The 13723-nt window shown below is 72.5% G+C and carries 12 protein-coding genes; 3 read left to right on the forward strand and 9 right to left on the reverse strand.

All coding sequences use genetic code 11. The features are described 5' to 3' along the window. Nucleotides 1–46: 46 nt before the first annotated feature. Nucleotides 47–475, forward strand: coding sequence for an SMI1/KNR4 family protein (locus F0L68_RS01140; RefSeq protein ID WP_149847472.1), 429 nt, complete (start codon nt 47–49; stop codon nt 473–475). Between the two features lie 22 nt (nt 476–497). Here F0L68_RS01140 and F0L68_RS01145 read toward each other — a convergent pair whose 3' ends face one another. The 3 genes from F0L68_RS01145 to F0L68_RS01155 are packed head-to-tail and all read right to left on the reverse strand — an operon-like array spanning nt 498 to nt 4123. Then, nucleotides 498–1160, reverse strand: a complete 663-nt coding sequence (locus F0L68_RS01145; protein ID WP_149847473.1) for a winged helix-turn-helix domain-containing protein — start codon at nt 1158–1160, stop codon at nt 498–500. A gap of 9 nt (nt 1161–1169) precedes the next feature. Then, nucleotides 1170–2822, reverse strand: coding sequence for a right-handed parallel beta-helix repeat-containing protein (locus F0L68_RS01150; RefSeq protein WP_149847474.1), 1653 nt, complete (start codon nt 2820–2822; stop codon nt 1170–1172). Continuing rightward, nucleotides 2822–4123, reverse strand: coding sequence for a BTAD domain-containing putative transcriptional regulator (locus F0L68_RS01155; RefSeq protein ID WP_188316320.1), 1302 nt, complete (start codon nt 4121–4123; stop codon nt 2822–2824). The genes F0L68_RS01150 and F0L68_RS01155 overlap by 1 nt, the downstream gene beginning before the upstream one ends. Before the next feature lie 34 nt (nt 4124–4157). Between F0L68_RS01155 and F0L68_RS01160 the strand changes: the two genes are divergently transcribed. Next, nucleotides 4158–4823: a response regulator transcription factor gene (locus F0L68_RS01160; RefSeq protein ID WP_188316321.1), complete on the forward strand. Its 666-nt coding sequence runs from the start codon at nt 4158–4160 to the stop codon at nt 4821–4823. Next, complete coding sequence (locus F0L68_RS01165) at nt 4820–6073, forward strand: sensor histidine kinase (protein WP_149847476.1); 1254 nt, start codon at nt 4820–4822, stop codon at nt 6071–6073. The genes F0L68_RS01160 and F0L68_RS01165 overlap by 4 nt, the downstream gene beginning before the upstream one ends. Nucleotides 6074–6085: 12 nt before the next feature. On the opposite strand, the gene F0L68_RS01170 is transcribed toward F0L68_RS01165, so the two are convergent. From F0L68_RS01170 to F0L68_RS01195, 6 genes are read right to left on the reverse strand one after another with little or no spacing between them, the layout of a single operon-like run. Beyond that, nucleotides 6086–6550 carry a hypothetical protein gene (locus tag F0L68_RS01170; RefSeq protein ID WP_149847477.1) on the reverse strand — a complete coding sequence of 155 codons (465 nt, stop codon included), beginning with the start codon at nt 6548–6550 and terminating at the stop codon, nt 6086–6088. 54 nt (nt 6551–6604) lie between these two features. After that, the gene (locus F0L68_RS01175; RefSeq protein WP_149847478.1) at nt 6605–6865 is read right to left on the reverse strand and encodes a hypothetical protein; all 261 of its coding nucleotides are present in this window, start codon (nt 6863–6865) and stop codon (nt 6605–6607) included. Nucleotides 6866–6885: 20 nt separating this feature from the next. Beyond that, complete coding sequence (locus F0L68_RS01180; protein ID WP_149847479.1) at nt 6886–7497, reverse strand: hypothetical protein; 612 nt, start codon at nt 7495–7497, stop codon at nt 6886–6888. 43 nt (nt 7498–7540) lie between these two features. After that, complete coding sequence (locus F0L68_RS44450) at nt 7541–12880, reverse strand: WXG100-like domain-containing protein (RefSeq protein WP_149847480.1); 5340 nt, start codon at nt 12878–12880, stop codon at nt 7541–7543. A gap of 14 nt (nt 12881–12894) precedes the next feature. Then, complete coding sequence (locus tag F0L68_RS01190; RefSeq protein ID WP_149847481.1) at nt 12895–13245, reverse strand: hypothetical protein; 351 nt, start codon at nt 13243–13245, stop codon at nt 12895–12897. Further along, on the reverse strand, nt 13242–13622 hold the full coding sequence (locus F0L68_RS01195) for a YbaB/EbfC family nucleoid-associated protein (RefSeq protein WP_223198388.1): 381 nt from the start codon (nt 13620–13622) through the stop codon (nt 13242–13244). Before F0L68_RS01195 ends, F0L68_RS01190 begins: the two co-directional genes overlap by 4 nt. Nucleotides 13623–13723: the final 101 nt, after the last annotated feature.

Here is a 13723-nt window from a genome sequence, read left to right on the forward strand (position 1 = left end):
GCGGCCTCGGTTTCCGCCCCTACGTGCGCACCCGTAGCCTGGCCGGGTGAGCGATCTCGACGCCGTGTTCCGGGAGTTCCCGCCGCGCTACCTGCACCGACCGTGGCGCGAGTCGGACGGGGTGCCGGCCGAGGACGTCAACGCCGCCGAGCGGCGGGTCGGTCACCCGATGCCAGGGTCGCTCCGCGCGCTCTACCGCACGATCGGGGCGTGCGACGAGTTGTTGAACAGTCACAACGTGTTCGTTCCCGTCGAGCGGCTCGCCGTCGACGGCGGCCACCTCGTGTTCGCCGACGAGAACCAGGACGTGGTGTCGTGGGGCTTCCCGGTCGAGGTGCTCGGCAGCGAGGATCCCGAGGTGTGGCAGCGCGTCAACGACGGCGGCGAGGAACCGCCCTGGTACAGCGAGGAGAAGGCGCTCGCGGACTTCCTCGGTGAGATGTTCGACTGGATCCGGGCGGACGAGGCGAACTAGGCCGTCGCGGCACAGGGAATCCTTAGCTGGCCCCGATCTGGTAGCCGATCCCGCGCACGGTGCCGATCAGCGGCGGATCGTGCAGCTTGCGCCGCAGCTGGGCGATCACGACGTCCAGCACGTTCGACGCCGGGTCGGCCGCCTCGTCCCACGCGTGCTCGATCAGCTGCTGCCGCGAGACCGGCCGGCCCGGCGTCATCATCAACCGTTGCAGCACAAGGAACTCCTTGCGGGTCACGGTGAGGAGCACGCCGGCCCTGCGCACGTGGTGTCGGTCGCCGTCCAGCTCGACGTCCGCGTGCCGCAGCACCGTCGGCTGTCGCGCCGTGCCGCGCCGGCACAGCGTGCGCACCCGCACGAGCAGCTCCGCCATTGCGAACGGCTTCCCGAGGTGGTCGTCGCCGCCGAAGCGCAGGTCGTCGACGCGGTCGGCCACGCTGTCCCGCGCGGTCAGGAAGAGCACCGGCGTCGCCCAGCCCGCCTGCCGCCTGCCGTGCACGTACCGCAGCGCGTCACCGGCGGGCAGCATCCGGTCGAACACCGCGCAGTCGTAGGAATTCACGAACAGCGCCTCGTCGGCGGCGGGCAGGTCGGCGGCGGTGTCCACGGCGAAACCGGCGCCGCGCAGCGCCACCTCCAGCGCCAGCCGCAGGTTGTCGTCGTCCTCGGTGACCAGTACCCGCACACCGGAACGCTAGCGCGCGATGGCCGCCAGCACGTCGTCGACCAGCAAACCGCGCAGCTCCTCGACGGTCGGCATCCGGCCGAGCAGCCGCAGCCGCTGCGACTGCGCCTTGCGCACGCCCTCGAACAGCCTGCGCGCGTCCCTGGCGTTGCCGAAGTTCGGGTCGTCCGCGATCCGCGCGAAGTAGTCGACCAACACCGGGTCGGCGGCCCTGTCCAGCTCGTAGTCCCCCGCCGACACCATCCTGCCGATGATGCCGAGCAGTTCGTTCGGGGTGTAGTTCTCGAACTCGACGGTCTTGCCGAACCGGGACGCGAGACCGGGGTTGGCGGACAGGAACTCGATCATCTCGCCGGTGTAGCCGGCCACGATGACCGCGATCTCGTCCCGGCGGTCCTCCATCATCTTGACCAGGGTGTCGATCGCCTCCTGGCCGAAGTCGCCGCCCGAGGCGGCCGACCGGGACAGCGTGTACGCCTCGTCGATGAACAGCACCCCGCCGATGGACTCCTCGAACACCGACGCGGTCTTCTCCGCCGTGTGCCCGACGTACTGGCCGACCAGGTCGCGCCTGGCCACCTCGTGGAACTCGCCGCGCGGCAGCACCCCCAGTGCCTTCAACAGCTTTCCGTAGATCCGCGCCACCGTCGTCTTCCCGGTGCCCGGCGCGCCCGCGAAGATCAGGTGGTGGCTCGCGGGCCCGACCGACAGCCCGGCCCTGCGGCGCCAGTCGTTCACCTGGAGCTCGTCGACGAGGGCGCGGACCTCGGACTTCACGCCCGGCAGGCCGATCATCGTGTCGAGGTCGGCCAGCAGCGCGTCCAACGCCTGGTCACCGCCCGCCGAACGGCCCGCGTCCTCGCCGGTGGTCACCGTCGCCGTGGCGCCGTCGGCCAGAGAGATGCCCGGCGCGGCGGTGTTCTCGACCCGGCACCCCTCGACGGCGCCGCCGCAGCCCGGGGCGAACGCGATGCCGACGCCGCGCGTGTCGCGGACCGTGCAGCGCCGAAGCACCGGCGCGCCGTGGTTGGCCACCGAGATGCCCTCGTCGCCGGTGCGGGACACCACGCAGCCCTCGACGACCGGCCTGCCGTACTGGTAGACGTACATCCCGCGCAGCCCGCACCCGGTCACCGTGCAGTCGCGGATCACCGGGTCGGCGCCGAGCGAGACGACGATGCCGTCGCCTGCCACGTCCTGGATGGTCGTGTCCGCCAGCCGGCCGGGCGTGCCCTCGATGACCACGCCCTGCTCGGCCCCGGCGATGGCGCACTCGGTGACCGCGAAGGCCGCCGCGCCCCGGATGCTGATCGCGGGCCCGCGCCCGCCCGCGATGGTGCAGCGCTGCGCGGTGAGGGCGGTGTCGTCGACGGCGATGGCCGCGCCGCCCGCCAGCAGCCCGATGCCTTGCAGCACAACGGATCCGCCGGTCGCGCGGAGCACCGGCCAGTCGACGCCGCTGCCGTCGACGACCACCGTGGCGCCGTCCGCGGCGGCCAGCGTCACCCGCCGGTCGGTGAGGTCGATGGTCTCCGGGTAGGTGCCGTCCGCGATGACGATGACCGCGCCGTCCGGCGCCTCCGCGAGCGCGTCGCCGATGGTCGGGTAGGCGCCGGGCTGGTGCGCGACCAGCAGGGTCCGCCCCGGTGTCGAGAGTGTCATCAGCCCGCCTCGTCCAGCAGCCAACCCCGGTCGGCGACCTTGACCCCGGCCTGGAACCGGCTCCTGGCGCCGAGCCGGTTCATGATGTCGGCGACCATCCGCCGCACCGTGCGCACCGAGATGCCCAACCGCGCCCCCGCGGACTCGTCGGTGCTGCCGGAGCAGAGCAGCGCGAGCAGGTCGCGCTCCCGGCGGGTCAGCACGGCGGCGTCCTCGGCCTCGGTGGGGTCCGATGGCACGAGCGGCACCGCGGCGGGCCAGATCCGCTCGAACAGGCCCGTCGTCGCGGTGAGCACACCGGGCAGCCGGAAGACCGCGACGCCGCTGCCCCGGTCCGAGGGCAGCACCACGGCGGCCCGGTCGATCACGATCGCCTCCATCGGGATGTCGACGTCGGTGCGCACCTCGGCGCCGGCGAAGGACAGGCTGCTGAGCGCGCCGGTCAGCCTGGCGGCGTCCGGGAACAGCACCCGGTACCGCACGCCTCGGCGCAGGTTGTCGTGGTCGACCCGGTGGAACGTGCCGATCCGGCCTGCGCCCGCGCTGGAACTCATGATCAGCACGTCGCTGACGGCCGACGCGATGAGCGCGTCGATGCCGGCCTGGCCACGGGTCGGGGTGTTCTCCACCAGGGTGAGCTGTCCGGTTGGCAGGGCGCGCACGGCGGGCGACCTCCGGTCGATGTCGGGTGCGGTTGGCGACGGATGGGGCCGGCCGAGCACCGGCGCGGTGTGCTCGGCCGGTGCCGGGTCGACCCCGGGGTCGCTGGCGGCCCGGCGCGGCCCGGCCGGCCCGCCCAGCGCGAGGTGCGCGTCGGCGAGGAGTCCGCGCAGCTCCCCGCGCAGCACGTCCAGCGCGGCGACGGCCGTCCGCGCGGTGGCGAAGCCGAGCCCGTCGAACGGCGCGCCCCGCCACAGCGCCAGCGCGTCGGCCAGGTGCTCCGCCGCGGCCGAGGGCGAGCCGTCGGCCAGCGCCGACCTGGCGGCCTCGGCGTGCGCGCGGACCTCGTCGGTGTCCAGCTCGCCGGGCAGCACCGTGATCCGGTAGCCGCCCGGCCGGCCCTCCAGCCGGTCGCCGAGGTCCCTGCGCAGCTGGCACACGTAGCTGCGCAGGTTGCGGACGGCGGACAGCGGCACGGCCTGTTCATGCCAAATCGCGTCGATCAACTGGTCAACGCTCACCCACGCGTTAGCGTTCAGGAGCAACACCGCCAGCAACGCGGCAGGCTTCTTGGCCCGCACCTCGATCCGCACACCGTGTCGACGGTGTGCCTCGAGCGGACCGAGTACGCGAAACTGCATGCGTCTACTTTCCGTCCGCACGCATGAGGTTTTGATGACACGGGTCTTGGTCGTCGAGGACGACGAGAATCTGCGGGTCGCGGTGGCCGCCCAGCTGCACGCGACCGGCCTCGACGTCGACACCGCCGACGACATCGCGGCGGCGCACCGGGCGGTGCGCGACCAGGACTACGACTGCGTGGTGTTCGACCGGATGCTGCCGGACGGCGACGCCATCGGCTACGTGCACGCGCAGCGCCAGCTCGGCTGGAGCGCGCCGGTGCTGTTCCTCACCGCGCGCGACAGCCTCGCGGACCGGATCGCCGGGTTCGAGCACGGCGGCGACGACTACCTGGTGAAGCCGTTCGCGGTGGCGGAGCTGACCGAGCGGGTGGTCAACCTGTGTCGGCGCGCGGGCGTCGACCGGCCGACGGTGCTGCGGCACGACGACCTCGTGATGGACTGCGCGCGCCGCGAGGTGCGCAGGGACGGCGTGCTGCTCACCTTGTCGAACAAGGAGTTCGCCGTGTTGGAGTACCTGCTCGGCAGGGCCGAGCACACGGTGCGGCGGGCCGACCTGATCGAGCACTGCTGGGACACGCAGACCGACCCGATGTCCAACGTTGTCGACGTCGTGGTGAAACGGTTGCGCCGCAAGCTGCGCGAGCCCGAGCTGATCCACACCGTGCGCGGCATCGGCTACCGGCTCGGCGCGGCGTGAACGGCTCGTCGGCCGACCGGCTGCGCAGGCTGCGCTGGGTGCTGACCGCGCTGTTCACCGGGATGAACACCGTCGGGCTGGTGATCCTCGCCTGGTTCGTGCTCAGCCGGGACGACGCGCAGGGCATCGCGCAGATCGACGTCCAGCTGGACCGGGTCACCTCGGCGATCAGCCGCCAGGTCAGCTTCGACGGGACCATCAACTTCAGCATGGTCAACAGCGACGAGCTGAACTCCAGCTGCCCGCAGTTCGCGATCATGCCCGGCGGCGCGCCCGAGTTCCAGGCGCACCTGTCGACCAAGACGTGCGTGCCGATGGACACCGGCGTGCTCAACGGGCTGGCCGCCGACGCGGTGCGCACGCACGGGATCGTCACCGGCTACCAGACCGGCAGCAACGGCGACCTGGTGCGGGTGCGGGTGGAGCCGCTGCTCAACCCCGCCAACGGCAGGTACATCGGCGCGGTGGTCGCGGTCGCGGACACCCGGCCGGTGCAGGAGGCCCACACCAGGCTGGTGCTGCTGGTGGTCGGCGGCTGCGTGCTGCTGGTCGCCGCGCTCGGCGTCGCCGGGCACCTGCTGTCCGGGCGGTCGATCCAGCCGGCCGCGGCGGCGCTGCAACAGCAGGAGGTGCTGCTCGCCGAGACCGCGCACGACCTGCGCACCCCGGTGGCCGCGCTGCGCGCGCTCGCCGAGACCGCGCTGGACAACCCGACCCAGCGGGCCGACCTGCTGCCGCGCACGGTTCGGCTGGCCGTGCGGATGGGCAGCATCATCGACGACCTGCTGGTGCGGGCCAGGCTCGCGGCCGGCGTCGAGCAGCTGACCATCCAGCCGGTGTGGCTGGACCAGCTGGTGACCGGCGTGGTCGAGGACACCCACGCGGAGGGCGCTCAGGTCACCGTCACCGCGGCGCCGACCAAGGTGGACGCCGACCCGACGCTGTTGCAGCGGGCCGTCGGCAACCTGCTGAACAACGCGGTGCGGTACGGCCGCAGGCCCGGCGAGGAGGCGATCGTGCACATCACGGTGGCCGGTGGCACCGTCACGGTGGCCGACCACGGGCCCGGCATCGACGCCGCGGCCGTCGAGGACGCCTTCGACCGGTTCAGCAGCACCGGCGGGTCCTCGGGGCTCGGGCTGTCGATCGTGCGGTGGGTGGCGCAGGCGCACGGCGGCACGCTGTCGGTCTACAACGCCGACGAGGGCGGCGCGATCTTCGAGCTGACCCTGCCGGTCAGCGCGGCGTGATCGGGCGGCAGGTCAGCCCGTCGTGGGGCTGGGTCCGCCGATCGTGACGGTCTGCCACGGCGGCAGGCCGACCCAGTCCCCGTCGAGCCGGTAGGCCAGGTAGTAGGTGTAAATGCCCGGCGCGTCGAACCGGCGGCGCGACACGAGTTCCTTCGAGGTCGTGTCGACCGTGACGTCCGCCAGCTCGGGGAAGTCGTGGAACGCGCCGGCCTCGTCGCGCGCCTTGACGACGAGGCCGCGCAGCACGACCGCGCGGTCCGCGCTGATCGTGACGCGCGCGGTGACCTGCTGGCCCGCGATGGGTGCCGAGGGCTCGACCACGACCCGACCCGCGATGGTCAGGTTCGTGTCGCCGCTGCCCGTTGGGCCGATCGGCACGAGGTCCGGCCCGCGAAGGTTGGCGACCACGATGCCCGCGACCACGAGCACAGCGGCCGCGGCCGCCAGGTATGGCCACAGCGGCCGCGTTCCGCGCACGCCGCCAACGGTAGCCGCCGGGGCGGTCTCCTCAGGTGTGCTTGGCCCGCCTGGTCACCTGCTGTCCTTGGCCTGCCTGGTCACCTTTGCCACGAACGCGTCGGCCTGCTCCTCGGTCAGCTCGACGTAGTCGGTGTCGTTGTGCCCGAGCATGTGGTACCGGTACAGGAAGTCCGACGGCTCCCACGTCAGGTTCCGCGACAGCACCTCGTCTACCGGGGCGCCGCCGTCGACCACCCGGCGGCGAAGCAGGCCGCTGGGGTTGTCCGGGGGTCGGTCGCCGTACAGCAGCCCGTAGTAGGTGACGGTCTCCATGCTCCGGCCTCCGCTCGGACTCACGCCGGCCAGAGCCGGCGTCCGGCGGCCAACGCCGCCGCCTGGTAGGGCGGGAGATCCTCGCCCTGCACGACCGGCTCCACCGGATAGCGGCTCCGCAGCCCCTTCACCAGAAACCCCGACGGGATACCGGCGAGTGCGTGCGGCACATACGAACCCGGCGCGGCCTGCACCACGTACACCCAGGTTACCGGGGCCGACGCCGCCGCGTTCGCCGGCAACCGGAGGGCGCGCACCACCCGCCGCACCTCGGGGCGACGGGACGCCAGCTCGACCGCGACCTCGTCGGCGATCGGGTTCGGCTCCGCCGCCGCGTCCTCGGCCGCGTCCGTGAACCGGTAGGCGGGCCGCTGTTCGTCCGGGGCGAGCAGCCGGATCCCCGACAACCGGGGGTCAGCCTCGTCGTCGAGCATCGCGCGGAGCAGGTCCAGCTCGCCGGGGTCCAGCGCGCCCGACTCAGAGTCGAGGCTGCCGAAGAGCGCGTCCTCCAGCAACACCAGTTCGCCCGCCCCCAGGAACGACCACAGGGTTCGCAGCGTCCCGTCGCCGAGCCGTCCGGCCAACCCGCGCAGCAGCGTGACCGCACGGGACTCGTACGTCTCGACCGTCACGCCGTCTCTTCCTTCCGTGCCCACGTCTGCATGCTGACCCTACTCATTTCTCTGGAAGTCCGATGACCTCGGACGACAGCGTGTTCCCCTGTCCGTCGGTGACGACCCGGAGGATCTCGACGACCTTGGTCGCCTTGTTCCGCTTCGGCCCGACGTAGGTCCACGTGCCGTCGCCGCCGACGTCGGGATGGCTGTAGCGCGGGGAGGAGCCTGGCGGGGTGCCTTTCGGCGGAGGGTTGATGGCCGGCGGGTTCTCGATCACGCCGGTGCCGCCCGGCTCCGGATAGGCGGTCCTGATGCGACCGTCCTCCAACACGACCACATGGACGACCACGCCGTCCCGCTCGGCGACGTACTCCCAGGCCATGCAATCGTTTCCCGCGCTGTCCTTCGACTTGTACGGGCCGTCGACGGGTTCGGTGGTGCGCGCGATCTCCTCGGTGCGGTCGAGGATCTGCTGGTCGGTCCAGCGCTCCGGGAACTCGTTCTTGGTGGGGACGCCCGTTCCGGCGCGGTGACCGCCCTGCTTTCCGCCCTCTCCGTCCAGGATGTGGTGCACGGCGTCCGCGTCGTGGTGGATGGCGCTCGGGTCCGGCGGAGTCAGCTCCGCGTGCTGGCCGCCGTGGCCATCGTGACCGTGCGAGGTGGCCGGCGGAGTCTCGTGCGGATCGCCCTCCGTGGGCTCCTTGGTGGGCTGCTCTTTGACGGGTTCCTTGGCGGGCTCGTGAGTCGGTTCGCGGGTCGGTTCCTTGGCAGGTTCGCGTTCCGGCTCCTTGGCAGCATCCTTTGTGGACTCAAGCGTCGGCTCGTTGGTGGGTTGGGACTCCGGATCCAGGGTCGCTTCGCGCGGCTGGTCCGGGTTGATCGCGTTGTGGATGCGATCGGCCTCGGTCTCCGGCTTCGACGGCGGGTCGGGCGCCTTGCCCTTCGGGGCGATCTCCGGATCCAACTCGGCGGCGCCGGGAGGCTTCTCCACCCTGTCGAAGATCTCGTCCTGCCGCCGTTGCAGCTCCGCCGCCTCCTCCGCCGAGGTGCCGGGCAACCGCTTCTGTTCGTACAGCTCGTGGGTGACCGTCTTGGCCTCAAGGCTCTCCGGCGTGTGGAACTGGACCTCGAACTTCTGGCCGGTCCGGGGATCCACCCAGGTGGAGTTGATGCCCTTGTAACCGTCACTGTCCCAGGTGTTCTTCCAGGCGGACCTCTCGAAGCCGTCCGCCACCAGCGCGTCGTGCACCTGCTCGGCGACGCGGGTGTAGTCGTGCACTGGGATCTCGAAGGTGTAGCGGACCGCGTCCTTCATGCTCGCCAACACCTCGGCGGGCGACAGGTCGTGGTCGGCGATGTTGGCCAGGTCGCCGGAGAGCTTGCGCTTGAGCGAGTCCTCGCCCTTGAGCCGGTACTCCAGGCCCTCCAGGTGCGCGTCGGGGGCGTCGCGCTGCATGCGCTGCTCGATATCGTGCAGCGCGTCGGTGATCCCCGGTTCGTTGCTGGCGGCCGACTCCATGAACTCCTTGGCCGCCCGGTTCGCCTCGGGATCCAGGTGCAGCGGCTGCCCGAACTCCTCGCCCCGCCACGAGCCGTCGGGCTGGTTGCCGAGCGGTTCGGGAGACTCCGGAGGGTCGGGAGAGTGCGGTGGCTCCGGCGGAGGCGGCTGTTCCGGCGGCTTGGGTGGCTCGGATGAGGCCGGCGGAAGCGACTGCTCCGGCTCCTTCGACGGCTCCACCGGCTTGGGCGATTCGGGTGCGCTTGCCGGCTCCGACGGCTTGACCGGCTCCACAGGCTGTGCCGGCTCCGGCGACGGCTTGACCGGCTCCGTTGGAACCGACTGCTCCGCAGGCTTGGGTGACTCAGGCCCCTTGACCGGCTCCGGCGACTTGGCCGGCTCCGACGGCTTCACCGGTTCCGTTCGGGGCGGCTGCTCCTGCTCCCTCGACTGCTCCGGTCCCCTCGACGGCTCCGCTGGGGGCGGCTGCTCCGGCTCCGGCGGCTTCACTGGCTCCGTTGGAACCGACTGCTCCGGCGAATGCGGCGTGCCTGGCGGTTGGGTCGGCTCGGTGGGGCGCGTCGGGCCTGACGGGGCCGTCGGGCCGGACGGATCCGGTGGAGGCGGCCCCTCCGGCTCAGGCCCACCGGGCGGCTGCTCCTCCGGTGGTTCCGGCCGCCCCTGCTTGCCGGAGGCCGGGTCGATGGGGACGAACTCGTTCAGCTCTGGATGCGGCGGCAAGCCCGGATCGCCCGGCCGCAACGGGGGCTCGCTTCCCGGACCGGACACCGGATCGTCGGGTGTCCGGTGCGGCAGCCCAGGACCAGCCTCCAGCGCGGGCAGCGGACCGCTCGGCGGGCCGGTCGGCATGTCCCCATGAACCCCGTGGTCCGTCGAACTCTCCGCGGATGAACCTCTCAGGAGCATCCACAGCAACTTTTGCCAACGGTGCTGGAAGACGATCCGGCCGTCGGTGAACGACGCCTCCTGCGCCATCCGGTGAAACTCCCCGTCGACCCGCTCGTGCAGCGGGATCGTCTGCTCGACCTCGGGAGTGTCGGGCAGGTGGAACTTCCCGGTCACGGGATCGAACACCACGGTTGGCCCCGGCTCGCGCGGCTCTCCAGGCGTCTTCCCTGGCTCCTCGGGCGGTTCCCCGTGCGGCCCGGACGATTCCGGCGGCTCGCCGGGTGGGTCCGGCGGTTCTCCCGGCGGTGCCGGCGGTTTCTTCGGCGGCTCCCCCGGCGGCTTCGCCGGCGAATCGGGCGACGGCTCCTTCGCCTGCTTCGACGGCTGCGGCTTCGACTGTTCGGGCTGCTGCTCCCCCGGCTTTCGACCTTCCGGCTGCCCTCCCTCCGGCTTTGCCGGCCCCGCCGGTGGCTTCTGCTCGCTGACGGGGCGATCTCCGATGGGGCGATCTCCGGTGCGCGGCTCGGTTCGGGCGGCCGCGCCGGGCTGCGCCGGCTCCTGATGTGTCCCGAATGGACGGTCGCCCGTTTCCGGCGCCCGGACGGGCTTCGGTCCGCCCCGGCCTTCGAGCGCCGGCAGTTCCGCCGCGCCCCGGGGCGCGGTCGCGGCGGCCCGACCGTTCTCGACGGCCTCGGCAGGGCTTTCGTGCACGCGCTGCGGCAGCACGTCCGGCTCGACCGGCCCGCCGGTCTCGGCGTGGGGTTCCTTGAGCGCGACCGCGCCGCCGGGTCCCGCCGGTCGAGTGCCCCCGAGCCCGCCGTTGGCCCTGGCCACCGGCGGAGCGCCGGGTCCCGACCGGCCGGGACCACCAGGCGCGGAACCACCGGCCACCGGGCCACCAGGCGCGGAACCACCGGGCACCGGGCCACCAGGCGCGGAACCACCGGGCCGCTCGACCGTTGGTCCCGGTCGGCCGGTCGCACCGCCCGGCCCCGCGCCCTCGACCGACGGCTGCGGTTGGGTTCCGCCGGGCGCCGGACCGGACCGACCCGACGGCGGCTCCCCCTTCGGCTCGGGCGACACCGCAGCCGGCGGACCCCCTGGCGGCTCAGCCGACGCCGGCCCCCGATCCCCCCGCAACTCAGCCGGAAGCTGGCCCCCGCCGGCAGCCGACACGGGCCGACCGGACAACGGCTCGCCAACGGACAACGGCTGGGCCGGCAGGACCGACGGCGGGTTCCTCACCGGCTCGGCCGTCGCCCCCTGGTCGCCCCGCGACTCCACCGGCGACCTCGACTCACCCGGCGCGGTGTCCGCCGACGCCGGCCGGGCCGTCGAGCCATCGTGCGTGGCGCCGACGACGGTGTGCTGCGTCTGGCCGGCTCCGAGGTCGTGCGGCGAACTGGCCGCCACCGGCGCGGTCGAGGGTTCGCCACCGTGGACCTGAGCCGGTTGCGGCGAGTGCGGCGCGGCCGGGGGCGGGTCGGCACGCGCGGCCAGAGCGGGCGGGTTCTCGGCGTGGGCGGGGACGCCCGAACCGCCTCGGCCGGGTGGTTCGACGGCGGGGCCGTGCGCCGGGGCGGCGTTGGGCGGCGCGGTGTGCTGGGTCGGTTCGGTGTTCGGCGACCGCCCGGCCGCCGGTGGTTCGGCCACCGGCCGGGGCGCGGACGTCGGCGCGGGTTCGACCGTCGGGTGCGGCTGCGCGGCTGGCGTCGGGGTTACGGGCTTCGGCTCGGTCGGCAGCGCCCTGGCCGGCGGCGCGGTCTGCGGCGGCTCGCCGGCGCCTCGATCGGGGACGCCCGGCCCGCGCACCGGGTTGGCGCCGCCGGGGGACCCGCCGACCGGGGGCGCCTTGACCGGAGCCACCGTGCCGGGGGGCTCCACGGTGCGCGGCGCTTCGAGACCGGGGGTTCGCTCGCGCCCCAACAGGTTCCTGACCGGCTCGATCACGCCGGGCAGCTTCTTCAGAGAGTCGAGCGCCAGGTCCGTGACCCTGGGGAGATGCGGGATGGCGTTCGCGAAGTTCTCCAGCTGCGCCCCGAACCGCGCCACGGACGCGATATCGCTGGCCTTCGCCGCCGTGGCCAGGGCGCGCAACCCTGACGACGTGCCCCTGGTGCCGATGATCGCCCCGATGTTGAAGGTGGCCTCGCCGGCCGCGCGGGCCGGATCCGTGCTCCAGTCGTTGTAGGCGATGATGCTCTTGCCCATGTTGAGCGCGGTGTTGGCCAGCTCGCCCTTGGGCAGGAACGGCAGATCCACGGCCGAGTTGAGCCCCAGGGCCATCGGACCGACGCTCGACATCAGCACCGTGAGTTCGGCGAGTCCCTTCCAGGCGTTGCCGGCCGTTCCCCAGCTCCAGCCCTTCTCCCAGTCGAAGCCGACCAGCGCGGTGATGCCCTCGAGGTTGCCGGCGAGGGCGTCGAACAGGCCGCCGCCGAATGCCTCGACCTGTTCGAGGACGCTGCGGTTCTCGTGATCGCCGAGCGCGACCGCGATCTGCGTGGCCAGCCGTTTCGCGAACCACCGCCGCGCGTTCCGCGCATCGCTTGCCGACCACCAGAAGGCGTGGGTTCCGCCGATGAGGCCCGCCAGCTCGAACCGGCCCTCGTTGCGGTGCACCATCTCCCGGACCATCTGCTTGGCCCCGGCGATCTGCGCCGCGTAGGACGCGCAGCACACCGCCACCTTGGTCATGACGGTGTGCAGTTGCGAGATCCCGCCCCCGCCGGAGGAACCGTTGTTCACGGACTGGAGCTTGTGCACCATGGCGTAACCCGCCGCGTCGGGCCAGGTGTTGAGCAGCTCGGTCGCGGCGGACTCGGAGATCTTCAGCGCGGTGTCCAGGGCGATCGCGGCCCTGCCCCACGCCAGGGCGAGCGCCGTGATGGCCGACTCGCTGTCCGGCGGCCACAGATGGTCCTTGGGGCGGCCGCCGTCGTTGAGGATGTAGGTCCACAGTTCGCAGGACGGCTCGGCGGCGTCTTCCATGGGCTCGGGACAGGTCAGCCGCTGAGCGCGTTGGTGGCCTGGACTTCCGCGGCCTCGTAGTCCCGCACCGAGTTGCCGCCGGCCTCGGCGAAGCCCTGGTACACGCCCGAGACGCCGCCCCCGTCGGAGTCGCCAGTACAGTCCATGGACCTGATGATCGAGTCCTTCGCTTCCGTATACTGCGCAAGGAACTTCGCGCCGAGCGGGCCCTGCCCGACCGCGCCAGGGTTGGTGATCGAGTCCTTGGCCGACCGCCAGGCGGTGGCGAGGTCCTCGCCTGCCGCCTTCAGCTTGTTCAGCTGTGTCCTGGTCTCTTCGGGATACATGTCGATGACGCCGTCGTTGTTCAGGCTGATCCCGGTCATCGCCGGCCACCTCCCGCGATCTCCCGGTCGAGGTCGGTCAGCAGCGGGTCGAACCGGAGGTCGGCGGTCTCGGGTGTGGCGTCGGACGGCAGGAAGTCCGCGAGAATGGCGAAACCCTCCTCCTGGGCGCGTTGGGCGGCCTCGCGGAGCGTGCCGGCGATGGCCTCCGCCAGCGCGGTCGAGTCGGGGGTGCGGTAGATGCGCGGGTCGAGCCACAACTCGACCAGCTCGCCGGAGCCGCCGACGGTCGCGCTGATCAACCCGTCCTCGGATTCGGCGGTGGCCCTGATCTCGGTCAGGCGCCGCTTGGCCGACCGAACGTCCTCGGCCATCCGTTGGTACTCGGCGTACATGCCCGAATGAAGCGTGGAGTCCACGGTGCCTCCCTCGTCGCGTCCGGCCAGTGTGGCTCCGGCACGGACGCGGCACGGGCGCGTGACAGGTTGCGGCCACCGGCCGCGATTCGGGCCTGGCCGGC

Origin of the sequence: Solihabitans fulvus (assembly GCF_008386585.1) — a bacterium.
GTDB lineage: Bacteria > Actinomycetota > Actinomycetes > Mycobacteriales > Pseudonocardiaceae > Solihabitans > Solihabitans fulvus.

Bases quoted from the DNA above. Each gene is read 5' to 3' on its own strand.
- F0L68_RS01150 (WP_149847474.1), bottom strand. From the start codon at position 2,822: ATGACACTCTCGACACCGGGGCGGACCCTGCTGGTCGCGCACCAGCCC.
- F0L68_RS01155 (WP_188316320.1), bottom strand. From the start codon at position 4,123: ATGCAGTTTCGCGTACTCGGTCCGCTCGAGGCACACCGTCGACACGGT.
- F0L68_RS01160 (WP_188316321.1), top strand. From the start codon at position 4,158: ATGACACGGGTCTTGGTCGTCGAGGACGACGAGAATCTGCGGGTCGCG.
- F0L68_RS01175 (WP_149847478.1), bottom strand. From the start codon at position 6,865: ATGGAGACCGTCACCTACTACGGGCTGCTGTACGGCGACCGACCCCCG.
- F0L68_RS44450 (WP_149847480.1), bottom strand. From the start codon at position 12,880: ATGGAAGACGCCGCCGAGCCGTCCTGCGAACTGTGGACCTACATCCTC.
- F0L68_RS01190 (WP_149847481.1), bottom strand. From the start codon at position 13,245: ATGACCGGGATCAGCCTGAACAACGACGGCGTCATCGACATGTATCCC.